Source organism: Nocardia sp. NRRL S-836, from assembly GCF_001279525.1.
Lineage (GTDB): Bacteria > Actinomycetota > Actinomycetes > Mycobacteriales > Pseudonocardiaceae > Lentzea.
On the sequence record NZ_LGDY01000103.1, the window covers coordinates 36,349 to 61,066 of the forward strand.

Annotated in this window: 16 protein-coding genes; 4 read left to right on the forward strand and 12 right to left on the reverse strand. The window is 71.7% G+C overall.

The features are described 5' to 3' along the window. The first annotated feature begins 197 nt into the window (after window positions 1-197). Entirely contained in the window at window positions 198-857 is a 660-nt protein-coding gene (locus ADL03_RS21910; protein ID WP_053735393.1) for a response regulator transcription factor, read from the forward strand. Further along, window positions 854-1,975, forward strand: coding sequence for a sensor histidine kinase (locus ADL03_RS21915; RefSeq protein ID WP_053735394.1), 1,122 nt, complete (start codon window positions 854-856; stop codon window positions 1,973-1,975). Before ADL03_RS21910 ends, ADL03_RS21915 begins: the two co-directional genes overlap by 4 nt. A gap of 66 nt (window positions 1,976-2,041) precedes the next feature. Here ADL03_RS21915 and ADL03_RS21920 read toward each other — a convergent pair whose 3' ends face one another. From ADL03_RS21920 to ADL03_RS21965, 10 genes are all read right to left on the reverse strand, one after another. Then, window positions 2,042-3,646 carry a PHP domain-containing protein gene (locus tag ADL03_RS21920; RefSeq protein WP_053735395.1) on the reverse strand — a complete coding sequence of 535 codons (1,605 nt, stop codon included), beginning with the start codon at window positions 3,644-3,646 and terminating at the stop codon, window positions 2,042-2,044. Continuing rightward, the gene (locus ADL03_RS21925; protein WP_197288541.1) at window positions 3,643-4,929 is read right to left on the reverse strand and encodes a jacalin-like lectin; all 1,287 of its coding nucleotides are present in this window, start codon (window positions 4,927-4,929) and stop codon (window positions 3,643-3,645) included. The genes ADL03_RS21920 and ADL03_RS21925 overlap by 4 nt, the downstream gene beginning before the upstream one ends. A gap of 213 nt (window positions 4,930-5,142) precedes the next feature. Continuing rightward, a complete protein-coding gene (locus tag ADL03_RS21930; protein ID WP_053735397.1) occupies window positions 5,143-5,805 on the reverse strand; it encodes an NADPH-dependent F420 reductase in 663 nt (220 codons plus the stop codon). Between the two features lie 152 nt (window positions 5,806-5,957). Next, window positions 5,958-7,988 carry a cellulase family glycosylhydrolase gene (locus ADL03_RS21935; RefSeq protein WP_053735398.1) on the reverse strand — a complete coding sequence of 677 codons (2,031 nt, stop codon included), beginning with the start codon at window positions 7,986-7,988 and terminating at the stop codon, window positions 5,958-5,960. A gap of 24 nt (window positions 7,989-8,012) precedes the next feature. Then, a complete protein-coding gene (locus tag ADL03_RS21940; protein WP_197288542.1) occupies window positions 8,013-9,491 on the reverse strand; it encodes a glycoside hydrolase family 43 protein in 1,479 nt (492 codons plus the stop codon). Beyond that, window positions 9,488-11,539, reverse strand: coding sequence for an alpha-galactosidase (locus ADL03_RS21945; RefSeq protein WP_197288543.1), 2,052 nt, complete (start codon window positions 11,537-11,539; stop codon window positions 9,488-9,490). Before ADL03_RS21945 ends, ADL03_RS21940 begins: the two co-directional genes overlap by 4 nt. Then, the gene (locus ADL03_RS21950; RefSeq protein WP_053735400.1) at window positions 11,536-13,530 is read right to left on the reverse strand and encodes a beta-galactosidase; all 1,995 of its coding nucleotides are present in this window, start codon (window positions 13,528-13,530) and stop codon (window positions 11,536-11,538) included. The genes ADL03_RS21945 and ADL03_RS21950 overlap by 4 nt, the downstream gene beginning before the upstream one ends. Beyond that, complete coding sequence (locus tag ADL03_RS21955) at window positions 13,527-15,566, reverse strand: TIM-barrel domain-containing protein (RefSeq protein WP_082373354.1); 2,040 nt, start codon at window positions 15,564-15,566, stop codon at window positions 13,527-13,529. The genes ADL03_RS21950 and ADL03_RS21955 overlap by 4 nt, the downstream gene beginning before the upstream one ends. A 53-nt stretch (window positions 15,567-15,619) precedes the next feature. Next, on the reverse strand, window positions 15,620-16,648 hold the full coding sequence (locus ADL03_RS21960) for a LacI family DNA-binding transcriptional regulator (RefSeq protein WP_053735402.1): 1,029 nt from the start codon (window positions 16,646-16,648) through the stop codon (window positions 15,620-15,622). Window positions 16,649-16,654: 6 nt separating this feature from the next. Beyond that, window positions 16,655-17,632 carry a carbohydrate ABC transporter permease gene (locus tag ADL03_RS21965; protein ID WP_053735403.1) on the reverse strand — a complete coding sequence of 326 codons (978 nt, stop codon included), beginning with the start codon at window positions 17,630-17,632 and terminating at the stop codon, window positions 16,655-16,657. A 164-nt stretch (window positions 17,633-17,796) separates the two neighbouring features. Here ADL03_RS21965 and ADL03_RS21970 point away from each other — a divergent pair, with 164 nt between their 5' ends. Then, window positions 17,797-19,068: a transposase gene (locus ADL03_RS21970; protein ID WP_231642146.1), complete on the forward strand. Its 1,272-nt coding sequence runs from the start codon at window positions 17,797-17,799 to the stop codon at window positions 19,066-19,068. Here ADL03_RS21970 and ADL03_RS21975 read toward each other — a convergent pair. Continuing rightward, window positions 19,007-19,954, reverse strand: a complete 948-nt coding sequence (locus ADL03_RS21975; RefSeq protein ID WP_053735404.1) for a sugar ABC transporter permease — start codon at window positions 19,952-19,954, stop codon at window positions 19,007-19,009. The genes ADL03_RS21970 and ADL03_RS21975 overlap by 62 nt on opposite strands. Next, window positions 19,951-21,630: an ABC transporter substrate-binding protein gene (locus ADL03_RS21980; RefSeq protein ID WP_053735405.1), complete on the reverse strand. Its 1,680-nt coding sequence runs from the start codon at window positions 21,628-21,630 to the stop codon at window positions 19,951-19,953. The genes ADL03_RS21975 and ADL03_RS21980 overlap by 4 nt, the downstream gene beginning before the upstream one ends. A gap of 160 nt (window positions 21,631-21,790) precedes the next feature. On the opposite strand from ADL03_RS21980, the gene ADL03_RS21985 reads away from it, so the two are divergent. Beyond that, window positions 21,791-24,625 carry a glycoside hydrolase family 3 protein gene (locus ADL03_RS21985; RefSeq protein WP_197288544.1) on the forward strand — a complete coding sequence of 945 codons (2,835 nt, stop codon included), beginning with the start codon at window positions 21,791-21,793 and terminating at the stop codon, window positions 24,623-24,625. Window positions 24,626-24,718: the final 93 nt, after the last annotated feature.

Below are 24,718 nucleotides of genomic sequence, written 5' to 3' on the forward strand. Positions count from 1 at the left end.
CGTGCTGGCGCGGCAACGCCCACTCGCACGTTGGTTGAAGGTTTGACTACCGTGTCCCCCGCCGGTCGGTGCCCGTCCAGCCGATCGGCTGGACGGAACCTGCCGGTCGGCGGAGGCGCGCCGCCGGGTTCCGGATGGCCGGCCGGTGCGGCGGTCGGCGAGACTGGGCACGTGCGGTATCCACAAGGGAGCGTGGGATGATCCGGGTGGTCGTCGTGGACGACGAGGAGCTGGTGCGGACCGGGTTCCGGCTGATCCTGCAGGCGGCCGGGGACATCGAGGTCGTCGCGACGGCGACCGGCGCCCAGGCGGTGCGCGAGGTCGGCCTGCACAAGCCCGACGTCGTGCTGCTGGACATCCGGATGCCGGACGTGGACGGGCTCACCGTCCTGCGGCAGCTCCAGGGACTGCCGCACCCGCCGGTCGTCGCGATGCTGACGACGTTCGACTCCGACGAGTACATCGCCACGGCGCTGCGGTCCGGTGCGGCCGGGTTCATCCTCAAGGACACCGGGCCCGAGCAGCTGGCCCAGATGGTGCGCACCCTCGTCGGCGGCGGCGTGGTGCTCTCCCCCAAGGTCACGCGCACGGTCGTCGACGGCTACCTGGGTTCCGGTGCGGGATCGGCGGCCTCCGAGCAGGTCGGGCTGCTGACCGAACGTGAACGCGCGGTGCTCGTGCTGATCGCGGAGGGACTGTCCAACGGCGACATCGGCGCGCGGATCCACGTGAGCGTCGGCACGGTGAAGGACCACGTCAGCGCCATCCTCACGAAGCTGCGCGTCGGCAGCAGGGTGCAGGCGGCACTGGTGGCCCAGCGCGCCGGTCTGCTCGGTGGGGACGGGGACCGGGCATGAACCCGCTCACGCCGAACCGGTTCGTGGACGTGCTGGTGCTGGTGGTCGCCGCGGTCGAGGGGGTGCTGACGGTCGTCTCCACCGAGTCACCGGTCACCTTCGTCCCCTTCGTCCCGGTCGTCGTCGCCGTGCTCGCGCTCGTGGCGCGCGACCGCTGGCCGGTGCCGGTGTTCCTGGCGACCCTGCCCGCCGTCGTGTTCCCCGGGGCGATCCTTCCGGCGATCGTCGCGCTGTACGCGGTGTCCAGCCGCTACCGCGACCGCTGGCTGCTCGCCGGGTGCGGGCTGCTGGCCGCGGCCGGCTTCGTGTTCCCGACCGCGGACCTCGCCCCGTCCGACTGGGACTCCTACGTGCTGCTCGGCGTCATCTACTTCACGATGACGGCGCTGGCACCGATCCTGCTCGGCCGGTTCCTGCACGCCCAGCGCGAGCTGGCGCTGCGGCTGGAGGAGGTCGAGCAGGCCCGCGAGCACGAGCGGCGGCTCGACGCCGAGGCGGTCCTGGCCGCCGAACGCAACCAGCTCGCCCGCGAGATGCACGACGTGGTCTCCCACCAGGTGAGCCTGATCGCGGTGCAGGCGGGCGCGCTCAAGGTCAGCACCACCGACCCCGGCGCCAGACAGGCCGCCGAGAACGTGCGGCAGCTGTCCGTCACCACCCTCGACGAGCTGCGGCACATGGTCAACCTGCTGCGCGCGTCCGGCACCCCCGCCACCGAGCTCACCCCGCAACCCACCCTGACCGACCTCGACCGCCTCATCGGCAACAGCGCCATCGACGCCCGCCTCGTCGGCACCGCACCCGACGGCCTCGAACCGCCGGTGCAGCGCGCCATCTACCGCACCATCCAGGAAGCGCTCACCAACGTGCGCAAACACGCCCCCGGCGCGAGCGCCACCATCGAGTTCGGCCACGACGACACGGACCTGACCGTCACCGTCACCAACACCCCGCCCACCCGGCCGCACCTCGCCCTGCCCAGCGCCCGCCACGGCCTCGTCGGGCTGCGGGAGCGGGCCGCGTTGCTGCACGGGCAGCTCCACACCGGCCTCACCGCCGACGGCGGCTTCCGGCTGTGTCTGCGACTGCCGCTCACGACCGCCGGTGCCGCGCGCTGACGGGCACCACGGCCGTTCGCGCTGACGGGTACCGCGCCGTTCGCCACGGCGCGGTACCCGAGCGGTTCAGCGTTGTGCCGCCACGAACACCGGGTTCGAGTAGCACCACAGGTCTTCCCACGGGTCTGACGCGCCGGGCACGTCGATCGCCGGGCCGGCCGGGTCCACCGCCGCGCCGTGGAACCCCGGTGCGGTGCGCTTGCCGTCGGTCCCGCGCACCCGGACGTAACAGGGGCCGTCGACCGTCATCCGGTGGACCAGTTCGACGGTGCCGCCGCGCTGCCGCACGTCCCACGACCGCACGACCTTCGTCCGCGGCGCGTGGAACACCGACGGGTCCGGGGCCGGGCCGGTGACCGCGCCAACGATTAGGTCGACCCGCGCCAGCCGCGGCACGAACCCCGCGAAGTTCGGGCGGTCGGCCAAGTCCACCCTGACCACGACCTCCACGACGTCACCGCGCCGCGCCCGCAGCGTGCCGCCCATCGCCGCGCCGCCCCCGTGTGAACCCTTCGGCCGCACCCGCACGTCCAAGCCCGCCACCAGGTCGCCCAGGCAGACCCACATCCGGCCCGCGCGCATCGCCCGCATGACCTCGCGGTACCCGCGGTGGGTGACGCCGACCCAGGTCTTGTTGTAGGCGCCGGGCGGGAACGAGCTGTACTCGGTGACCGGGCGGCCGGCGTTCACCGGGTCGGGGAAGCGGCCCGTGGTGGTGAACGTGTGGCCCTCGCTGTCGTACGGGACGTTGTCGTAGCCCTGCTGGTCCAGCCGGTCGACGGGGTTCTTCATCCAGTCGCCGCAGCCCTGGTGGCCGTCGGAGGTGGTCGTGATCCACCACGGCCTGCCTTCGGCGAGCAGGCTGTCCCAGAAGCCGCCGACCGTGGCGGTGGTCCAGTCGAACCCGCCCCAGGTGCGGTAGCTCTCCGCCGGGTAGCCGGGGAAGGAGAACTTGCTCGGCGCCGAGTCGTACAACCCGCGGCCCCGCGCCATTCCCGGTGCGGGCAGGCCGGCCGCCTGGTGTCCTGGCGCGCCCTCCATGCCGATCACCACACCCGGCGCGGCGTCACGCCAGGCGCGGGTCTCCTGCGGGGAGTTGATGCCCAGCCGCGACGGGTGGTTGGGCAGCACCAGGGCGTCGTCGATGCGGCCGGAGGCCACGGCGTCCTTCAGGAACCTCAACGCCTGCACCGCGATCGCCTCGTTGGCGGGCGTGCCGTCGCGGGTGCCGTTCACCCGCGCGTCGAACCGGCTGACGAACTCCTGCAGCAGGCTGGCCTCGTTGCGGCCGGGTGCGAGCATCAGCGTGGTGTGCTCGCCCGCCGGGATGTTCCACTCCAGGCCGGTGTACACCAGCACGTCGGAGCTCCGGCGTGCCGCGGCGATGTCGGCGGTGAGCGGCGCGATGCTGTAGGTGGCGAACGGGACGTTGCCGTGGTCGGTGATCGTGAGCCAGCTCAGGCCGTGCCGGGCGGTCCGCTCCGCCTGCGTGGCCACCGGGTACATGGCGTCGTTGCTGTACTGGCTGTGGACGTGGTGGTCGCCCGCGAGCCACAGGTAGCCGCCGCGCCGCTGCTCGTCCGCCCTGGCCGGGGCACCGCCCAGCGCGGCACCGGCGACGAGACCGGTGCCGAGCAGGAAACCGCGGCGGCCCGTGTGCCCGGCCGTCACGGCGTCCTCGTGAAGATCACGCCGAGCGCGTCGAGCTCGCTGCCCGCCCGGCCGTGGAAGCCCGCGATCTGGAACCCCGCCGGTGCGGTGTAGGTGACGGCATCGGGTGTCTGCGTGCCACCGGAGAGCGTGCGGCCGGTGTTCGTGGTGAAGCGGGCGAAGAAGATCCTGGTGCGCCCGTCCCGCTGTCCGGAGTGGAGGGTCACCGAGGTCAGGTGCTCCCCCGGTGCCAGCGTCAGCTGCTGCGCCGTTCCGCCGGTGCCGCCGTGGGTGAACGAGGTGCCGTCGATGAGCGCGATGCCGACCTGGTCGACCCGTGTGCCCGCGCGGAGGCTGACGCCGGTGACGCGCTGTCCCAGCGGAACCGCGGCCACGTTGGTGAACGGCGTGCCGTGCGGCCCGCCCCACACGTCGCTGAGCGACAGGGCGGGCTCCAGCGTCCACTGGAAGTCCGCGGCGATCGGGTAGTGGTCGGACAGCATCTTGTCGTCGGCGGTGCGGAAGGCCGCGTTCTCGTTGGCGTAGCGGGTGAGGTTCAGGCTGATGTACCGGTTGCCGCGGAAGAGGATCTTGTCGACGACCTCGCACGCGTCGCTGACGGTGGTGTCCTCGCAGACCAGCGCCGGATCGCCGGCCGCGGGCGGCACGCCCCCGCGTTCCTCCTGCACCCACGCGTCGGTGAGGTCGTTGGCGGCGACCAGCTCGCGGATGTTGTCGCCGGTGCGGGTGTAGCGGGTGTTGGTGTCACCGGCGACGACGACGGCGTTGCCGGCCGAGTTGGCGGTGATGAACCGCGAGAGCTCGCTGATGTTGGCGCGCCGGGCGGCGAGGTCGGCGTCGGTCGAGCCCGCGTTCGTGTGCACGTTGTAGAAGTCGACGAAGACGCCCTCGGCCAGCCGGGTGCGGGAGAACGTGAAGCCCTTGGGAGTCAAGCAGTCCGTGCCGTTGCACCTGTCCCACTTGTCACGGACGAGGTCGGAGTACGGCGAGTTGGCCAGCGTGTTGAGGCCGTCGCCGAACGGGACACCGCCGCTGGTGGGCGTGCGGAACGGGTGGGTGTCGTTGGCGTAGAGCGCCGCGTGGTAGTTGAAGTCCTCCTGCACGTGCACGACGTCGTACGGCCGGATGCGCTGGCCGATGATCGGCGTGTTCACCCGCGGGTTGCCGCTGGACAGCCCTTCCGGCAGTCCGGCGACGTTGTAGCTCAGCACCGAGAACGTCCCACCGGCCGGCGGCACGGCCGCGGCGGGGACAGCGGCGGCCGGGAGCACGCTCGCGGCCACTAATCCGACTGCGGCAACAGATTTGGTCAACCGGGCCACACGCACCGCACGACTCCTGACTCACGTTCGAGCACGACGTCGCGAGGCTAAAACAACACGAAGAACCTTCACATACCGTGGACATGACAACACCGTGTACACAAAGCAACGAACACTGGGAAATCGTCGAACACCGCACCGGCGTTCGACGATCTCCCAGTCCGATGTGGACGGTTACAGGACGAAGTCCGGCGAGCGGTCGCGGCTCGCTTCGCCCAGCGCCCTGGTCACGCCTTCGACGCCCTCGCGCAGACCGTAGACGGGGGTGCCCGGCTGCTGCCGCCAGGACTCGTCGAGACCACCGGCGTCGACCGTGTCGAACCCGAGCTCGTCGATCAGCGCCCGCACCTTCGCCTTGGCCTGCTCGTCGTCGCCGGCCACCGGGAGCGCCTGCCGGTCCGGCGCACCGGCCGGGCGGGCGCGGTCCAGGATGTCGGCGGCGTACGTGCCGTTGAAGGCCTTGATCACCGGGTGGCCGAGGTGGCGTTCGGTCCAGCGGCTCTCGGTCACGCCCTCGTCCAGGATCTCCGGGATCCGGCCGTCGCGCTGCTGGGGGTAGTAGTTGCCGGTGTCGATCACCGCGACACCCTCCGCCGCCTGGTCGAACAGCCCGGACGGCAGGTCGGGGATCGCCTTGAGGGGGATCGTGACGATGACGACCTCCGCGCCGCGGGCCGCCTCCTCGACGGTGACGGGCGTGGCGCCGGTCTCCTCGGCCAGTTCGGTGAGCGTCTGCGGGCCACGCGAGTTCGCGACCGAGACGTCGTGGCCGAGGGCCGTGAGCCGCCTGGTGAGGTTGCCGCCGATGTTGCCGGCGCCGATGATGCCGATCTTCATGACAGGCCCTTCCAAGATCGATGGACATGCACGTCAACCCGGCACCCTCCCGCACTATTCCGCCGCCGACCGAACAACAGGCCGTCTCCCCCACCTCCGTTCACCCACCCGTGCCCCGCTTACGACAGCAACGGCGGCGGTGACGGTGGGTGTCAGGCGGGGGTGCCGGTGACCGAGTCGCCCGTCCTGGTCACGTGGTAGGTGACCTTCGCGCCGCTCCAGTAGTGGAACGTGAGCGTCACCCGTGCGCCGTCGCGGACGGCGGCGAAGAACTCCGCGGTCAGCGTGGTGCGGCCGTCGGTGTGGTCCGGCGCGAACGCGCGGTCGTACTCCTTGAACGGCGTCCAGTCGTGCGGACCGGCGTTGGTGCCGTCGTCGTACCGCGCCTCCATCGTGGCGAGCTGGTCGCCGCGGAACGCCGTCGGGATCGCGAACGCCGCCGTCGTGCCGGTGGCGCCCGACAGCACCGGGGTGTCGTAGGTGATCACGGTGAGCCGCCACGGCACGCCGTGCGAGAAGCGGACCGTCAGGACCGCGTTCGTGCCGTAGCCGCGTGACCCGCTCAGCCGGGTCAGCGCCGACGCGGTCAGGGTGAGCTGGTCGCCGGAGATCGTGTAGTCACGTCCGTTGGTCAGCTTGGTGCTGCCCTGGTAGAGGCCGGTGAACGAGGTGCCGTTGAGGTTGAGCGCGATCGTCCTGGCGGTGATCGGGCTCGACTTCGCGAGGAACACCTGGTCGGTGTACGCGGTGCCGGAGCGGGTCGTCCAGCTCGACCTGATCTGCGCGTACAGCTGGGGGTCGCTCCACTGGAACGACGTGCGGCCCAGGTGCTGGCCGTTGTCCCAGAGCATCGTGGTGATCTTCTTGGCCTTGGCGTAGTAGCCGAGGTGTTCGAAGAACTTGAGCTTCTCGCCCTGTTCGATGGTGCCGGTGTGGCGGTCGAACCCGAGCAGGCCGTACTCGCCGAGGACCACCGGGATGCCGCGCGCGACGAAGCTGGTGTGCACCCGGTCGAGCGTGTCGACGAGGTCCTTCTGGGCGGTGGCGTCGTAGCGCGTGCCACCCGCGACGTTCACGCTGAACGGCCAGTAGCCGTAGTAGTGCACGGTCGCGGCCAGGTTGGGGTCGCCGAACCCGCGGATCTGCTCCACCAGCGGGTCGACGTACTGCTGCTCCGACGAGGTGTGCAGGGTCGGCAGGACGAGCAGGCGGGTGGCGTTGTTGCCGCCCGACCGGCGCACGATGTCGTGGAACGACGCGTTGAGCTCGGCGTTGAGCGCGATCTCCTGCGGCTTGCCGGTGCTGCCGGTGAACTGGGGCTCGTTCCAGCTCTCGAACGTGAGCTTCGGCCCGAACTCGCCGAAGGCGCCCGCCAGCTGCGTCCAGATCCGGTTGAACCGGGTGAGCACCTGGTCGCGTTCGGCCGGCATCGCCGACATCCACTGCCACGAGTCGTGGTGGACGTTGACCAGCACGTAGAGGTCGCGGGCCAGCGCCCAGCGCACGACCTCCTCCACGCGGGCGAGGTAGGCCGGTTCGATCGTGTGGTCCGGTGCCGGGCCCAGGTGGGCGCTCCACGTGACGGGGATGCGGATGCTCTTGAAGCCCTGCGCCTTCACGGTGTCCAGCAACGCTCCGGTGACCCGCGGGTTGCCCCACGACGTCTCGTCGGCGCCCGTCGAGTCGAGGGTGTTGCCGAGGTTCCACCCCGGTTGCATCGCCGCGGTGTGCTCCATCGCGCTGAGCGAGGCGCCGTGGACGCAGCTGACGCCGTTGAGCGAGAACGCCAGCGGCGCCGTGTTGGCGTCGGCCCAGGTGCCGGAGAAGCCGAACGTGACAGTCGCGCCGGTCGCGATGCGGGCGTTGTAGCCGGCGTCCTGGGCGACGACGGCGGTGTCGGTCTCGGTGACCCGCGCGTTCCACGCGGTGCCGGTCTGCTGGCCGGACGGCCACTCCCAGCTCAGCTCCCAGCCGTCGACGGCGGCACCGAGGTTGGTGACGCCGACGCCGGCGGTGAACCCGCCGTCCCACTGGCTCGTGACCGAGTACTCGACGCGGCACCCGGTCTCCGCGGCGTCGGCGGCCGTCACGGCGGTGAAGCTCGCGGCGAGTGTCGTGGCCGCGGCGACGAACGCGCCGATCCTGCGGTGGAGTGAACGTTTCCCACCGGTCGATGTGAACATGAAGCGCCCCGCAATCGTCGTTGATCAGTCGAGCGGCTCGTGGTCGATCCAGTCGAAGTGGACGGTGCCGGTGGCGGCGTACGCGCCGATGACCCGTCCGGTGAAGCCACCGGCCACCTCGGTGGAGAGGTACCGGCCGTCGAGCGCGGCGAGCACGGTGAGCGTGCCGTCGGACGCCTCGACGCCGAAGGAGACGGTGTCCGGGCCGGACCGCGCGTCGCGCAGCTCCCGTGCCCGGTCCACCCGCACGTGCAGCACCAGCGGCCCGGCGGGCACCGCGCGGGCGGCCACGACCGTCCGCAGTGGACCGATGCGGGCCAGCACCCGCACCTCGCCGGAGCCGGCCTCGATCTCGTAGTGGTGTTCCTCGTCCAGCCGCACGGCCAGCCCGCCGCTGCCGGCCGCGGCGTCGACCAGGGCGCGGACGCGGCACGACCGGTGCTGCTGGCGCCGGCCGACGAACACGACGGTGGGGTCGTCCAGACCGGCCCCGCGCGCGTGCAACGTCAGCCAGCCGGGGCGTTCCCGCGTGGTGCAGTGCTGCTCGGAGCGGTCGCGCACGGAGATCCAGCACGGCCGCAGCACGCCGTCGTCGAAGTCGTCCCTGCCCGGCTCGGCCGGTCCGGGGTGAAGGGGCCACGGGGGCGTCGCGCCCACCGGTCCGGCCACCGGCCAGCCGTCGACCCAGCTGACCGGCGCCAGGAACGTCTCACGGCCCAGCACGTGCCAGCCGGGGGTGCCGCCGCCGGGCCGCACGCCGAGCAGCACCAGCCACCACGACCCGTCCGGCCCCGGCACCAGGTCGGCGTGGCCGGTGTTCTGGACGGGCTCGTCGGTGCCGCGGTGGGACAGGACGGGGTTGGCCGGGCACGGCTCGAACGGGCCCTGCGGCGACCGGCCGCGCGCGATCGACACGCCGTGGCCGCGTTCGGTGCCGCCCTCGGCGATCAGCAGGTACCAGTGGTCGCCGATCCGGTAGAGGTGCGGTGCCTCCGGGGCCTTGGCACCCGGTGTGCCGGACCAGAGCTCGCGCGCCTCGCCGAACGTCTCGCCGGTGCTCGGGTCGACGCGGTACTGCCCGACGCCGGCGACCGTGCACCAGCAGGTGCCGTCGTCGTCCCAGGCCAGGTCGGGGTCGATGCCACCGACGCCTGGCAACCGGACCGGGTCCGACCACGGGCCCGCCGGGTCGGTGGCGGTGAACACCATGGTGCCGCCGCCGTGGCTGACGCTGGTGACGATCAGCCAGAACCGGCCGTCGTGGTGGCGCAGCGTCGGTGCGTAGATCCCGGCGGAGGACGGTGTCTCCGGGGTCAGCAGCAGCTGGCTCGTGCGGTCGAGCGCGTTGCCGATCTGCGTCCAGTGCACGAGGTCGCGGCTGTGGAAGACCGGAATGCCGGGGAAGTACTCGAAACTGGAGCACACCAGGTAGTAGTCCTCCCCCACCCGGCACACGCTCGGGTCGGGGTGCATGCCCGCGATCACGGGCTCGGCGGCGCTCACCCGTCACTCCCGCGGTTCGAGAGGCGGTACAGCACGGCGGACGGCGCCGACGGCAGCGTCACCACGAGCTCCGCGGTGTCCGGCTCCCACCGCGCCTCCACCGCGCCGCCCGCCGGGTAGAGCCGTTCGACGTCCACATCGGACAGTCGTGGCAACGGCAGCGTCACCGCGTCCGGGCCACCGGGCCGGCGCCAGACGGTCAGGTAGGTGGTGGACGGGGTGCTGAGCGCGAGCGCCAGCCACGGGTCGTCCCAGCCGGGCAGGCCGAGCGGCCAGGAGGGCACCGCCACCGGCAGGTCGGCGCGGATCTCCCTGTACACGGCCAAGGCCTCGTGGACGAGCGCCCGCGCGTCCGGAGCCAGGTCCGCGATCTTCCCGGACAGGTGGATCCGGCCGAGCAGCGCGCTCGCCATGGTGAACGCGACCTCGTCGAGCGTGTCCTCCGGCTGCGGGTAGGCCCAGACCGCGCCCTGCTCCGGTGTGACGGCGGCGGGTGCGGCGGCCGCGATGGGCGCGTAGCGGTCCAGGTTCTGCTGGTCGCTGGTCGACTGGAGCTGCGTCCGGGACAGCAGCGCGTGGTCCATCCGCATGCCACCGGACGCGCAGTTCTCCAGCACCAGGTGCGGGTGGCGGTCCAGCACGCCGTCGAGCCAGTCGAGGTGGGCGCGGTTGTGGCCGAGCAGGCCGTCGGCGGGGCTCTCCGCGGGCTCGGCGCTCGTGCCGGAGCCGGGGTTGATGTTGTGGTCCAGCTTCAGGTAGCCCACACCCCACTGCCCCACCAGCCGGTCCACCACCGCGTCCAGGTGGGCGCGTGCGGCCGGGTGGCGCAGGTCGAGGTGGTGGCGGCCGCTGTCGCTGACCCGCACACCGGCGCGGCGGAAGAACGCCTCGTCCGGCAGGGTCCGCGCGAGCGGGCTGCGCACGCCGATGACCTCGGGCTCCAGCCACAGGCCGGGGACCATGCCGCGGTCCCGGATGCGGTCCAGCACCTCCCGCAGGCCACCGGGGAAGCGGGTGCGGGACGCCTCCCACGCACCGACGCTGTCCCACCAGCTCTCGGCCTCCTCGGCGTACCAGCCCGCGTCGATGACGAAGTACTCGGCGCCCGCCTCGGCGGCGGCGTCGACCAGCGGCAGCAGCTTGGCCGTGGTCGGGTCGCCCATCAGGCAGTTCATGTAGTCGTTGAAGACGACCGGCAGGTGCTCGTGGTCGGGGTGCGGCCTGCGGCTCGCGCGGCGGTAGCGGGTCAGCGCGGCGAACGCGTCGTCCGGGCCGTCCGTGCCGCAGGCCAGTGCGACGGGCACGGTGCGGAACTCGGCACCGGGGACCAGCACGCGGTGCCAGCCGTGGTCGTGGTCCTGCGGCCCGGACAGCGCCACGTACCCGGCGCCGTCCTGCTCACCGCACTCCCAGCGCCAGCCGCCGCCGTTGTGCTCGACCTGCCACACCCACGCCCGGCCGGTCGCGTGGTCCGTGAGGCCGCCCATCGGCAGGTGCCCGCAGCTGGACCAGACACCCTGTCCGGCAACGATGTGTGCGCCCTTGTGGCGGAAGTCGGGGTGCCGTCCGTTGCGGTCGGGTACCCGCACGCGCAGCGGTTCCCGCCGCCACCGGCACTCCGCGAGCCAGTCGTTCTCGGCCCGCAGCACGTCGGAGGTGGTCGGGTCGCCGAGCCCGCCCGTGACGAGGGACGTGACCGACTCCAGCCGCAGCGGCGCACTGCCCTCGTTGCGCACGAGGACCTCGCTGCGCACAACGGGAACACCGTCCGGGGAACGGTAGGTCAGCTCGGCGGCCAGCCCGCTCTGCTCGTCGTGCAGCTCGACCACGAGCAGGTGCCAGTCCTGTTCGGACAGTGTGCGGTGGCCGCGGTACCGCAACCGGCTGCCGATGGCGGTGTCGACCAGCAGGTTGCTCGACCAGGTGCGGCCGTGGTTCGCGGCCGTGGCCTCCACCAGCGGCAACGAGCTGCCCGCGTGGTGCACCCGGCCCTCGGTGACGTGGAGCTCCCACGTCAGTGCGTCGTGGCCCCAGCGGATCGTGGTCACAGCGACGTTCCTCCGTTCAGCACCGCGCATCCGCCCGGTGGCAGCCCCGCCACCGGTCCATCCGTGAGCAGGTCGTGGGCCGGCGTCGGCAGTTGCACGGGTTCGGTGCGGTGGTTGAGCACGAAGTGCCAGCGCCGGCCGTCCGCCGCCACGCGGGTCACGGCCTCGGTGCCGGGTGGGAGACCGGGCAGCACCGGGCCGACGCCGACCGTGTCGAGCAGCCGGGCGACCAGCGCCGTGTAGTCCGCGTCGTCGAGGCGGGTGGACAGGTACCAGCCGTGGCCGGCGCCGAAGTCGTGACGGGTGATCGCGGGCGAACCGGCGAGCATGCCATCGGTGTAGGCGGCGACCGTCTCGGCACCCTGTGGCCGCACGGACTCGCTCCAGACCGTGCCGTGCGAGCCGTCGGAGAGCGTGATCCGCTCCCCGTGCCGCAACGGCCGGTACTCCTCGACCCGGATGCCGAGCGCCTCCCGCAGCGGTGCGGCCGGGTAGCCGCCGAGCCGGGCCTGCGCACGGTCGTCCACGACCCCGCTGAAGTGCTGGACGAGCACGGTGCCGCCGTCCGCGACGTAGCGCCGCAGGTTCTCCGCCCCCGCGTCGGAGAGCAGGTACAGCGCGGGTGCGAGCACCAGCCGGTAGCGGCCCAGGTCCGCCTCGGGGTGCGCGAAGTCCGCGACCACGCCGGCGTCCCACACCGCGCGGTGGGCGTTGCGCAGCGCCGAGTGGTAGTCGAGCTCGGACGAGGGCAGGCCGTCCGAGCTGAGCCCCCACCACGCGTCGGAGTCGTGCAGCACGGCCACCTCCGCCGTGACCACCGACCCCGCCAGCGCGGCGAGGCGGGCCACCGCCGCTCCCGTCGCCGCGACCTCGCGGAAGACGCGGCTGTCCGGCCCGGCGTGCGGGACCATCGCCGAGTGCCACTGCTCGGCGCCCGCCTTCGACTGGCGCCACTGGAAGAACAGCGCGCCCTCCGAGCCGCGGGCGATGTGGGCGAGCGAGTGCCGCAGGATCTCGCCGGGTTCCTTGGCCAGCGTCCGGCCTCGGTCGTAGACCGTGCTCGTGCCCTGCTCCATCAGCAGCCACGGCCGACCGCCCGCGAACGAGCGGGCCCGGTCGGCGGCGAACGCGGCGTCGGCGGCGGCGCTGCGTCCCGGCCGGTCCGGGTAGTGGTCGATCGCGACGACGTCGACCTCGCGGCCGAGCTTCCACAGGTCGACGTTCTGGTAGCCGGGCATCATCAGGTTGGTCGTCACCGGCCGGTCGCTGTGCGCGCGGATCGCGTCGCGCTGCTCGCGGTAGGCGGCCACCACCTCGTCGGAGAAGAACCGGCTGAAGTCCAGCGTGTGGCCGGGGTTGCGGTGCCACTGGGTGGCGCGCGGTGGCAGCACCTGTTCCCAGCTGCCGTAGCGCTGGCTCCAGAACGCGGTGCCCCACGACTCGTTCAGCGCGTCGAGCGTGCCGTACCGGTCGCGCAGCCACATCCGGAACGCGGCGGCGGTGTGCTCGCAATAGCACAACGTCGCGTACTCGTTGTGCACGTGCCACAACGCCAGCGCCGGGTGGTCGCCGTAGCGCTCCGCGAGCGCGGCGGCGATGCGCCGGGCGGCGGCGCGGTAGGCGGGAGCGGTGAGGCAGTAGGTGTCGCGGCTGCCGTGGACCAGCCGGGCGCCCTCGGCGGTGACGGGCAGCGCGTCCGGGTGCGCCAGCGTGAACCACGGTGGCGGCGAGGCGGTCGGCGTGGCCAGGTCGACCGCGACACCGTTGGCGTGCAACCGGTCCAGGTGCGCGTCGAGCCACCCGAAGTCGTAGCGGCCCTCCTCCGGCTCCAGCAGCGCCCAGGAGAACACGCCGACCGTGGCCAGGTTGACTCCGGCCACGCGCATCAGCTCGTCGTCCTCCTCCCACACCTGCTCGTCCCACTGCTCGGGGTTGTGGTCACCGCCGAACGCGAGCCCGCCCAGCCGGTCGGTCAGCCGCCGGGCCGTCACGCGCCCTCCTCGCGCACGGGCAGGCTGGCGCCGTCGCGCAGGAACAGCGGGATGCGCTCGATCGGCGCCGCGGCGACGACCGTCCGCCCGCCCTCGTGCTCCTCGCCGGTCCACACGTCGGTCCACCGCGCCCCGGCGGGCAGGTGGACCTCGCGTTCCCGCGCGCCCGCCTCGGTGATCGGCGCGACCAGCAGGTCGGGGCCGAGCAGGAACGCGTCCTCGACCCGCCACGCCGCCGGGTCGCCGGGGAACTCCAGGAACACCGGCCGCATCGGCGGCACACCGGTCCGCGACGCCGTGCGCATCTGCTCCATCACATAGGGGCGCAGGCGTTCCCGCAGCCGCAGGTGCGCGGCCAAGACCTCGTAGGCCTCCTCGCCGTAGGACCAGACCTCGTTGGGCAGGCCGGTCATCGCGGGTTCCAGCACCTGCTCGTCGCCGCGGAAGCCGTGCAGCCGGAACAGCGGGCAGAAGGTGCCGTACTGGAACCAGCGCACGAGCACCTCGCGGTAGGCGGGGTCGTCCGGGTCGCCGCCGTGGAAGCCGCCGATGTCCGTGGTCCACCACGGGATGCCCGACAGCATCACGTTCAGGCCCGCCTTGATCTGCGCGCGCAGCGTGGCGAAGTCCGTGCCGATGTCGCCCGACCACAGCGCGGCGCCGTAACGCTGCGCACCCGCCCAGGAGGACCGGTTGAGCGAGATGACCTCGGTCTCCCCGGCCGCGCGGAGTCCGTCGTGGACGGTGCGGGCGTTCTCGCGGGGGTAGAGGTTGCCGACCTCCAGGCCGGGACCGGCGTGGTAGCGCAGGTTGTACTGGTGGCCGGGCTTGAGCTCGGGTTCGCCCGCGTCCAGCCAGAACACCTTGATGCCGAGGTCGTGGTAACCCTGCCGGATGCGGTCCCACACGTACGCGCGGGCCTCCGGGTTGGTGGCGTCGTAGAACGCGACCTGCGCGGAGTACGCGCCGAGCCCCTTGTCCGGCCAGTCGGCGTGCGCCATCGGGCCGAACTCGGTGCCGATGAACAGCCCCTGGTTGAGCATCGGGTGGTAGTTCTCGCTGGCCGGGCTGACCGACGGCCACACCGAGACCATCAGCTGGACACCCATCTCGTCCAGCTCGCGGACCATGGCCGCGGGATCGGGCCACTCGGCCGGGTCGAAGCGCCACTCGCCTAGGTGCGTCCAGTGGAAGAAGTCGCACACGATCACCGACAGCGGCAGCCCGCGGCGCTTGTACTCGCGCGCCACCGCCATCAGCTCGTCCTGGTTGCGGTAGCGCAGCTTGCACTGCCAGAACCCGGCCGCCCACTCCGGCAGCTCCGGCGAGTGCCCGGTCGCGTCGGCGTAGCGGCTCAGCACCTCGGCGGGCTCGCCGGCGGCGATCCAGTAGTCGATCTGGCGCGCGCTGTCGGACACCCAGCGGGTACCGGTCTCCGCGAGCTCCACCCGGCCGATGGCCGGCGAGTTCCACAGCAGGCCGTAGCCGCGGTCGGAGATCAGCACCGGGATGGTGACCTCGGCGTTGCGCTGCACCAGGTCGATGACGGCGCCCTTCTGGTCCAGCAGGCCGTGCGTGTGCTGGCCGAGGCCGTAGAGCCGTTCCCCGGGATAGGCGCGGAAGCGTTGTTCGAGGCGGTGGTGGCCGTTGCCGGTCGCGGTCGCGAGTCGCGGTCCGGGCCACCAGAAGTGCGCGGACTCCTCGGCGAGCAGCTCGGTGCCGTCCTCGGTCCGGCTGAACGTCAACCGCCCGGCCGACGCGGCCAGGTCCGGCGTCAGCGCGCCCTCGGTGCCGGCGTCGATCCGCACGGTGAGCGCGCCGTTGACGAGGGTCGCGTGGTGCTCGGCGATCTTGATCTCCACCTCACCGCCGTCCGGTGGCGTGTCGAGCAGCGCGCCGGGGAGGTCCTCGGCCAGCGGGCCCGCGGGGGTGGCCCGGACGCGCACGGCGTCACGGCCCCACGCCTCGACGCGCAGGGTCTCGCCCCTGGCCCGCCACTCGAGGGCGGTGCCGAGGTCTCGGAGGTACTTGGGCATGCGGGAGCTCCTCGCGTTGGTGAGCGGTGCGGAGAGGTCGGTGCCGGGGCGGGTCAGGGCAGGCGGGGCGCGGGTCCTGTGCTGTCGCGGATCGTCAGCACGGGCGTGAGCAGGACCTGGTCGTCGGCCGGCCGGTCGCCGTCACGCACCGCGGTGAGCCTGCGCATGATCTGCTCGACGGCCACCCGGCCGAGGTCCTGCGCGGACCCGGTGACCGCGGTGAGCCTGGGCGCGAACTGCTCGGCGAGCTGGTCCTGGCACAGCGCGATCACCGAGGCGTCCTCGGGCACGGTCCGCCCGCTGGTGCGCAGCAACGTGAGCAGCGGGCCGATCGCACCCTCGTTCTGCACCACGAAACCGGTGGTCGCCGGCCGGTCGGCGAGGACGCGGGCGAGCGCACCGGCCGTGCTCTCGTAGGTGCCCTCGCAGGAGCGGTGCAGGAAGCGCAGACCGCGCTGCTCGGCCCGCTCGCGGAACCCGGCCAGCGTGCGCTCGGCGTACCCGGCGTGCCGGTGGTAGACACCGGAACCGTAACCGATGAAGGCGATCTCGCGGTGACCGAGATCGGCCAGGTGGTCGGCGCACAGCGCACCGGCGACGGCGAAGTCGTGGTCCACACAGGACAGTCCGGCGGGGTCCTGCGGCAGGCCGATGAGCGCGGCCTGGGTGCCCTGCGCCTGCAGCACCGGGATGCGCTCGTCGTCCAGCTCGACGTCCATCAGGATCACGCCGTCGGCCAGCCCGCTGGCCGCGATCCGCTTGACCCCGTCCGGGCCCTCGTCGTTCGTGATCAACAGGACGTCGTACCCGTGCTGCCGGGCCGCCATCGTCACCGCGATCGCGATCTCCATCATCACCGGCACGTAGACGTCGGTGCGCAGCGGCACCATCAGCGCGACGATGTGCGAGCGCCGCGCTGCCAGCGCCCGCGCGCCGGCGTGGGGGTGGTAGCCGAGCTCCCGCACGGAGGTCCGCACCCGCAGGCGGGTCTCCTCGGAGATCGCGCGCTTGCCGCTCAGCACGTAGCTCACCGTGCTGGACGACACGCCCGCGTGCCTGGCCACGTCGGCAATGGTCACCATGAATGTTCAGCCCTTGATAGCGCCGGTCAGGACACCCGTGCGGAAGTGCTTCTGCACGAACGGGTAGACGATGAGCAACGGCACGAGCGTCAGCACGACCACGGCCATCTGCAACGACAGCGGCGCGGTCTGCGACAGCGCGTCACCGAAGCCGCTGTTGACCGAGCCGGGCATCCCGTTGCCGCGGCTGACGTACGTGTAGAGGACGTACTGCAACGGCCACTTCTCGCTGTCCGTCGGCATGTACAGCATGACGTTGAAGAACGAGTTCCAGTAGCCGACGCCGTAGAAGAGCGCCATCACCGCGGTCACCGCCCGCGAGGTCGGCAGGACGATGGACCACAGGATCCGCCACTCCCCCGCACCGTCGATGCGGGCCGCCTCGATCAGGTCGGTGGAGGTGCCGGAGTAGAAGGCGCGCAGGATCAGGATGTTGAACACCGACACCGCGCTCGGCAGGATCAGCGACCACAGCTGGCCGTAGCCACCGAGCCCGGTCACGACGAGGAACGTCGGGATCAGGCCGCCGTTGACGAACATCGTGACGATCAGCAGCGCCAGCAGGAAGCGGTGCCCGAACGACCGCGACCGGGACAGGCCGTAGGCGCACAGCACCGACACCACCATCGACACCGCCGTGCCGACCAGCGTGATGCCGAGGCTGACCACGAGTGCGTTGCGCACCGTCGAGTCCGCGAGCATCACCCGGTAGGTCTCCAGGGTGAGGCCGTCCGGCCAGAGCACCAGGCCACCGGCCCGGTTGACCGCGCCCTGGGTGGACAGGCTCGTGATCACGATGATCCACAGCGGGACCAGCATCACGAGCAGCACGCCGCCGAGGGTGATGCCCTTGGCCGCCTCGCCCGCGACGGTCGGCGGTTCCTCCCAGACCGGGCGCTCGTTCTTCCTCTTCTTGCGGACCTGCTGCGGCGCAACGGGGTGCGCGGCGGTGTCCGCGTCGGTGCGGTCGATCGCGAGTGTCATTCGAAGTCCTCCCAGGAGAACTCGGCCTTCAAGGCGGGGAGGAACCTGGCCCCTGCCGAGCAGGACACGGACGGCCGGTTCGTCGCCGGGACGGCGTAGCGTCCACACCCCAGCGAGGTGCGGACATCCGACGGCTTGATAGTTTGTGAACGGTGAATGGTCAGGTGAAGCGGGGGTTCAGGTACCGCTTCTATCCGAGCGAGGTGCAGGCGGCGGAGCTGTCGCGCACGTTCGGGTGTGTCCGCAAGGTCTACAACCTGGCATTGCAGGCCCGTGCGGAGGCGTGGACGCTGCGCGGCGAACGGGTCGGCTACGGGGCCACGTCGGCGTTGCTGACCGCGTGGAAGCGCACCGAGGAGCTCGCGTTCCTGGCCGAGGTGTCGTCGGTGCCGTTGCAGCAGGCGCTGCGGCACCTGCAAACCGGGTTCACGAACTTCTTCGCCAAGCGTGCCCGGTTTCCGCGGTTCAAGTCGCGCAAGAAGTCGCGGGCCAGCGCCGAGTACACCCGCTCGGCGTTCCGCTGGCGCGACGGCGCGCTGACGCTGGCCAAGATGGCCGAGCCACTGGACATCCGCTGGTCCCGGCCACTGCCCGCAGGAGCGGTCCCCTCGACGGTGACCGTGTCCCGGGACTCGGCCGGGCGCTGGTTCGTCTCCCTGCTCTGCGATGACCCCGCCGTGCGGCCGCTGCCCGCCACCGATGCGGTGGTCGGCGTCGACGTCGGTCTCGACCACCTGCTGGTGCTGTCGACCGGGGAGAAGATCGGCAATCCCCGGCACGAGCGCCGCGACCGGGAACGTCTGGTCAAGGTCCAGCGGGCGCTGTGTCGCAAGCAGAAGGGCAGCAGCAACCGGGCCAGGGCCCGCGTTGCGGTTGCCCGAGTGCACGCCCGGATCGCCGATCGGCGGTCCGACTTCCTGCACAAGATCACCACTCGGCTCGTGCGTGAGAACCAAACGCTCGTGATCGAGGACCTGGCCGTGTCCAACATGGTCAGCAACCGAAAGCTGGCTCGCGCCATCACTGACGCGGGCTGGCGACAGTTCCGGCGACAGCTGGGATACAAGGCAAAGTGGTACGGACGGCAAGTGATCGTGGTTGATCGCTGGTTCCCGTCGTCCAAGCTGTGCTCGGTCTGCGGCGCGCTCGTGGCGAGGATGCCACTGCACGTGCGCACGTGGACCTGTGGCTGTGGCGCGACCCATGATCGAGATGTGAACGGGGCACGCAACATCCTGGCCGCCGGGCTGGCGGTGTCGGTCTGTGGAGCTGATGTAGGACCTCAACGGAACCCTCCGGGCGGGCGGTCGGCGGCGAAGCAGAAACCCCGCGGCGCGAGCCGTGGGAGTCTCCTCGTGCACGAGGAAGAGGAAGTCAATTGCGGTACAACCCGTCTTCGCCGAAGGCGTGCGCCAGCCTGTTGGCTCCCCAGATGAGCAACAGCGAGATCACGCTCTTGAACAGCCCCGCCGCCGCGCCGTAGCTGTAGTCGTTGGTGGCGATGCCGAAGTAGAACGAGAAGGTGTCCAGCACGTCCGCCGTGTCGTGGCCGACCGCGTACCGCTGGATCAGGAACTGCTCGAAGCCGACGGTCAGCGCGTTGCCCAGGCGCAGCACCAGCATCAGCACGATCACGCCGCGCAGGCCGGGCAGCGTGATGTGCCACAGCCGGCGCCACCGGCCCGCGCCGTCCGCCGCAGCCGCCTCGTAGAGGTCGGTGTTGATGGCGGCGAGCGCGGCCAGGAACACGATGATCCCCCAGCCGGCCTCCTTCCAGATCACCTGCGCGCTGACCAGCAGCGCGAAGGTGTCCGGGTTCGTCATGACGTCCCACGTGCCGAGGTCGTTGTTGCGCAGGAACTGGTTGAGCGCGCCCGCACCGCCGAGCATCTGCTGGAAGATCGTCACGGCCAGCACCCACGAGAAGAAGTGCGGCAGGTAGACGACGGACTGGATGAAGTTGCGGATCCGTTCGCTGAGCACGGAGTTCAGCAGCAGCGCCAGCGCGATGGGGATCGGGAAGAACAGGATCAGCTGGACGAAGCTGAGGTACAGGGTGTTGCGCACCGCGCCCCAGAACAACGGGTCGTCGAAGAGCCGTTGGAACTGGTAGAGGCCCACCCACGGGCTGCCGGAGACACCGGACAGCGGGTCGTACTCCTGGAACGCGGTGACGACCCCGAACAGCGGCACGTAGTTGAACACCAGCAGCAGCAGGACGGCGGGCAGCGTCATCAGGACCAGCGAGCGGTCGCGCAGCAGCCTGACCCGCCAGTTCGGCCGCGCCGGTCGTCCCGTGCGGCGTGAGCCGAGCGTGGTCACTGCCCCGTGCCGTACTTCTGCAGGACGTTGTCGTTCGTCCACGCGATCAGCCGGTCACCACCGCCGCTGGACTTCCACGTCGCGATGGCGTCCTTGACGTCCTGCACCTTCTTCTTGCCGTGGTAGCAGTCCTTGATGGTGTCCTCGACGGCCTGCGCGGCGTCGGCGGTGGCCTGCGCCTGCGGCATGCTGACGTTCATGCTCCAGAAGACCGGCTTGGCAAGCGCTTTCACGTTGGCGTTCTGCCAGGAGGTGTAGTCCCTGGTGACGGTGTCGCCGGTGGGGTTGCTGATCACGGCGGGCGGCGAGGCGAGGAACGGGTAGGTCAGCGCCTGGACCTCCTTCTTGCCCGCCTCGGTGGGCGTCGGCACGCCGTCGACCATGGTGAAGTGGGTGCCTTCGACGCCGAAGTTGACCATCGTGTACTCGGCGGAGCCGAACGGTGCGGCCAGGTAGTTCGCGACCGACAGCAGCTCTTCGATCTGCTCGCGCTTCAGGTTGGCGTTGAGGTAGCTGATGATGCTGGTGGAGGGGCCCATGTCGACGCGGGGCGTGCTCTTGCCGTCGGCGGCGATGACGTTGAACGCGCCGCGGCGGTAGTTCGGGTTCGCGGCCCGGCCGGCCTGGTGGTCGGCGAGGTTCCACGCGCCCATGCCGTCGCCGGTGATCAGGGCCTTGCCCGCGTAGAAGCGGGTGGTGCCGGCGGAGTCACCGGCGAGCGCGTCGGGGTGGACGTACCCGGCGGTCGCGAGGCGGTGGTGCCAGTCGAGGGCGGCGAGGAACTCCTCGGTCTCGTACCTGTGGACGAGCTTCCCGTTGTCCACGCGCCACTTCAGCGGTGCTCCGAAGGTGGTGAAGAGGTAGGTCCAGACGTCGCCGAACGCCCACACGCCCGCTTTCGCGTCGGTGAGCTCCTTGCCGAGGTTCATCAGGTCGTCCGCGGACTTGACCTGGTCGGCCGTGATGCCCTTGGCCTCCAGGACGTCGCGGCGGTAGAAGACCGTGCCCGTGATCTCGAAACCCGAGGAGACGCAGGGGATCCCGTACAGCTTGTCGCCCCAGGCACCGGCCCGCCAGGCGGCGGTCGGGATGGCCGCGAGGTTGGGGTACTTCTTGACGTTGTCGCCGGACAGGAACGGCGTGAGGTCCGCCAGCTGGTTGCCGGCCAGGCCACCGGTGTTGAAGTTGGCGTTCCACCAGGCCGGCAGCTGGATCCAGTCGGGGAGCTTCTTCGCGGCCGTCATCGTCGAGACGATCGTGTTGTAGGTGTTGCCGTCGGCGGGCTTCATCTGCAGCTCGACGCCGAGCGCGGAGTTCATCGCCTGGTAGAACGCGTTGTCCGCGGGCGGGATGGTGCCCCACAGCGGGGTGACCGCCGAGTACCGGCCGCCCTTGCCGGGCACGCCGGAGACGGTGGCGACGCGGTCGGCCGGGTAGCCGAGGAAACCGGGCTTCGTCAGCACGTCGGGGCCGCCGGCCACCGAGGGGAAGTCCGGCTTGATGGCCGTGTTGGGCACGTGGGCCGGGAGCGCGGCCTGCAGGCCGGCTCCGGAGTTCACCCCGGCCCGCTGTGCCGCGCTGCCCCCGCAGCCCGACAGCAGTGGTCCCATCGCGACGAGGCCGGCCGCCGAGACAGCGGCGCCCAGGAAGCTTCTGCGGTTCAACTCGTTGCCCATGGCGGAACCGATCCTTCATCGTCGAAGTGTCGAAGCGCTTAAACGGATGTCCGGCACAGTAGTGACGCACGTCGCACGAAACAAGACCGTTGACAGCGGAAACCCCAGCGTGCCACCGTCGAAACGCTTCACTGCCACCTCCTACCTGAGGGGTTACCACGTGGTTTCCGAGGCTGTGCCCGCCGTCGACCGGCTGCCTTTCCGCGACCCGGCGCTGCCGACGCGCAAGCGCATCGACGACCTGCTCGGGCGGCTGACGCTCGACGAGCGGATCGCGATGCTGCACCAGTACTCACCGGCCGTGCCGCGCCTGGGCGTCGCCGCGTTCCGCACCGGCACCGAGACGTTGCACGGGGTGGCCTGGCTCGGTGTGGCCACCGTGTTCCCGCAGGCCGTGGGGCTGGGTGCGACGTGGGACGAGGAGCTGGTGCGCCGGGTCGCCGAGGCCACGTCGGTCGAGCTGCGCGCGTTCCACTACCGCCGCCCGACCGCCGTCGGCACCGGCACGAACAGCCTCCAGGCGTGGGCACCGGTGCTGAACCTGCTGCGCGACCCGCGCTGGGGCCGCAACGAGGAGGGCTACTCCGAGGACCCGCTGCACACCGCGCGGCTCGGGACGGCGTTCTGCCGCGGTCTCGCGGGCGAGCACCCGCGGTTCCTGCGCGCGGCGCCCGTGCTCAAGCACTTCCTGGCCTACAACAACGAGGACGACCGCTGCACCACCTCGTCCGGCCTGCGCCCGCGCGTGCTGCAGGAGTACGACCTGGCGGCGTTCCGGCCCGTGGTCGCCTCCGGTGCCGCCACCGGCGCGATGGCCGGCTACAACCTGGTCAACGGCCGCCCGTGCCACGTCACCCCGTTGATCGAGACCGAGCTGCGGCGCTGGGCAGAGCCGACCGGGCACGAGCTGTTCGTCGTCAGCGACGCCGAGGCACCGTCCAACCTGGTCGATCCCGAGCACTACTTCGACGACCACGCCGAGTCCCACGGTGCCGCGCTCAAGGCGGGCATCGACAGCTTCACCGACCACGGCGAGGAGAGCGACGTCCCGATCGGCAGGCTGCGCGCGGCACTGGAGCGCGGCTTGATCGACGAGGCCGACGTGGACCGCGCGGTGCGGCGGCAGCTGGCACTGCGCTTCCGGCTGGGCGAGTTCGACCCGGACCTCGACCCGTACACCGACATCGGCCCCGAGGTCATCGACTGCGCCGAGCACCGCGCGCTCGCGCTGCGGTCCGCGACCGAGTCGGTGGTGTTGTTGCGCAACAAGGGTTTGCTCCCCCTCGACGCGACCACCGCACCGCGGGTCGCCGTCATCGGGCCGCTGGCCGACACGGTGTGCGAGGACTGGTACAGCGGCACGTTGCCGTACCGGGTGACGGTGGCCGACGGGCTCAAGGCCGTGCTGGGGGTCCACGGCGGTGAGGTGGTCGTGGCGGACGGCGCCGACCGCGTGGCGTTGCGTTCGCGCACCAGCGGTGAGCTGCTCGGCAAGACGCCGTTCGACGTGCACGACTGGGGCGACGGCGTGCTGACCCTGCGGTCCGCCGAGAACCGGCGCTATCTGAGCCTCAAGCGCGACGACGCGTCGCTGGCCGCCGACCAGGACCAGGTCAAGAGCTGGGACGTCGCCGAGACGTTCCGCCTGGTGCCGGCCGACGACTCGGTGCTGGTCCAAAGTGTCCTCACGGGCCGGTACGCCGTCGTCGACCCCGTCGACGGCCGGGTGAGCGTCACCGCCGAGGCACCGGAGGCCGCCGAACGCTGGGAACGCGAGGTGCTGAGCGACGGCACCGGGGAGGCACTGGCCGCGGCGCTGTCGGCCGACGTCGCCGTGGTCGTCCTCGGCAACCAGCCGCTGATCCACGGCCGCGAGACCGAGGACCGCGCCGGCATCGCGCTGCCCGCGGCCCAGGAGTCGTTGCTGCGCGCGGTCGCCGGCGTCCGCAGGGACACCGCGCTGGTCGTGATGAGCAGCTACCCCTACGCCCTCGACTGGGCCGACGAGCACCTGCCCGCCGTGGTGTGGACCTCCCACGGCGGGCAGGAGACAGGCCGCGCGGTGGCCGCCGTGCTGCTCGGGGAGGCCGACCCGGCCGGGCGGCTGCCGCAGACCTGGTACCGCGGCGACGACGAGCTGCCGCACCCGCTCGACTACGACGTCATCAAGGCGGGCTGGACCTACCAGTACCACCGGGCGGCGCCGCTGTACCCGTTCGGCCACGGCCTGTCCTACACCGGGTTCGCCCACCGCGACCTGATCCTCTCCTCGGACACCGTCACCACGAACAGCGCGGTCGACGTGTCGGTGACGCTGGCCAACACCGGTGCCCGCACCGGCAGCGAGGTCGTCCAGCTCTACGTCCGCGCGCTCGACGCCCGTTACGCGGCACCGAGGCTGCGGCTCGCCGACTTCCGCAAGGTCGTGCTGGCCGCCGGGGAGAGCCGGGTGCTGTCCTTCCGGCTGTCCACCGAGCAGCTGGCCCACTGGGACGTCGCCACCGGTGCCTTCACCGTCGATCCCGGCGCCTACGAGCTGCTCGTCGCCCGGTCCGCCGAGGACGTCGTGCTCACCGCACCGCTCACGGTGGTCGGGCCCGCGCCCACACCCCGCGCCGGTGTCGACCGCCGGGTGCTCGCCGTGGACTTCGACGAGTACGAGGGCGTGACCCTGGTCGACGCGACGCGCACGAGCGGTGACGCGGTCACGGCCGATGCGCTGGGAACGCTGTGGTTCCACTCCGTCGACCTGACCGGTGCGGTCCGGGTCGAGGCCGAGGTCGCCCAAGACGCCGCCGGCCAGGACGCGCGGGTGGCGTTCTGGACGGACGAGGGCCTGCTCGCGGAGGTCCCGGTGCCGGTCACCGGCGACCGCTACCGGTGGACGACGGCGTCGGCCGCGCTGCCGGCACCGCTGCACGGCGTCCGCGACCTGCGGGTGACGTTGCACGGTACGTTCCGGCTGTCCGCGTTCCGCTTCCACTCGGCCGACTGAGGCCACCCAGACCGGTGGCCCGCCCATCCGGCGGTGGCGGGCCACCACCTTCCCGCCGGGCCACGCGCCCGGCAGGGGCCGGTGGCCCGTCCG

Excerpts from the sequence above, each read along its gene's own strand:
- ADL03_RS21910 (WP_053735393.1), top strand. The coding sequence starts at position 198 with ATGATCCGGGTGGTCGTCGTGGACGACGAGGAGCTGGTGCGGACCGGG.
- ADL03_RS21915 (WP_053735394.1), top strand. The coding sequence starts at position 854 with ATGAACCCGCTCACGCCGAACCGGTTCGTGGACGTGCTGGTGCTGGTG.
- ADL03_RS21930 (WP_053735397.1), bottom strand. The coding sequence starts at position 5,805 with ATGAAGATCGGCATCATCGGCGCCGGCAACATCGGCGGCAACCTCACC.
- ADL03_RS21935 (WP_053735398.1), bottom strand. The coding sequence starts at position 7,988 with ATGTTCACATCGACCGGTGGGAAACGTTCACTCCACCGCAGGATCGGC.
- ADL03_RS21955 (WP_082373354.1), bottom strand. The coding sequence starts at position 15,566 with ATGCCCAAGTACCTCCGAGACCTCGGCACCGCCCTCGAGTGGCGGGCC.
- ADL03_RS21960 (WP_053735402.1), bottom strand. The coding sequence starts at position 16,648 with ATGGTGACCATTGCCGACGTGGCCAGGCACGCGGGCGTGTCGTCCAGC.
- ADL03_RS21965 (WP_053735403.1), bottom strand. The coding sequence starts at position 17,632 with ATGACACTCGCGATCGACCGCACCGACGCGGACACCGCCGCGCACCCC.
- ADL03_RS21980 (WP_053735405.1), bottom strand. The coding sequence starts at position 21,630 with ATGGGCAACGAGTTGAACCGCAGAAGCTTCCTGGGCGCCGCTGTCTCG.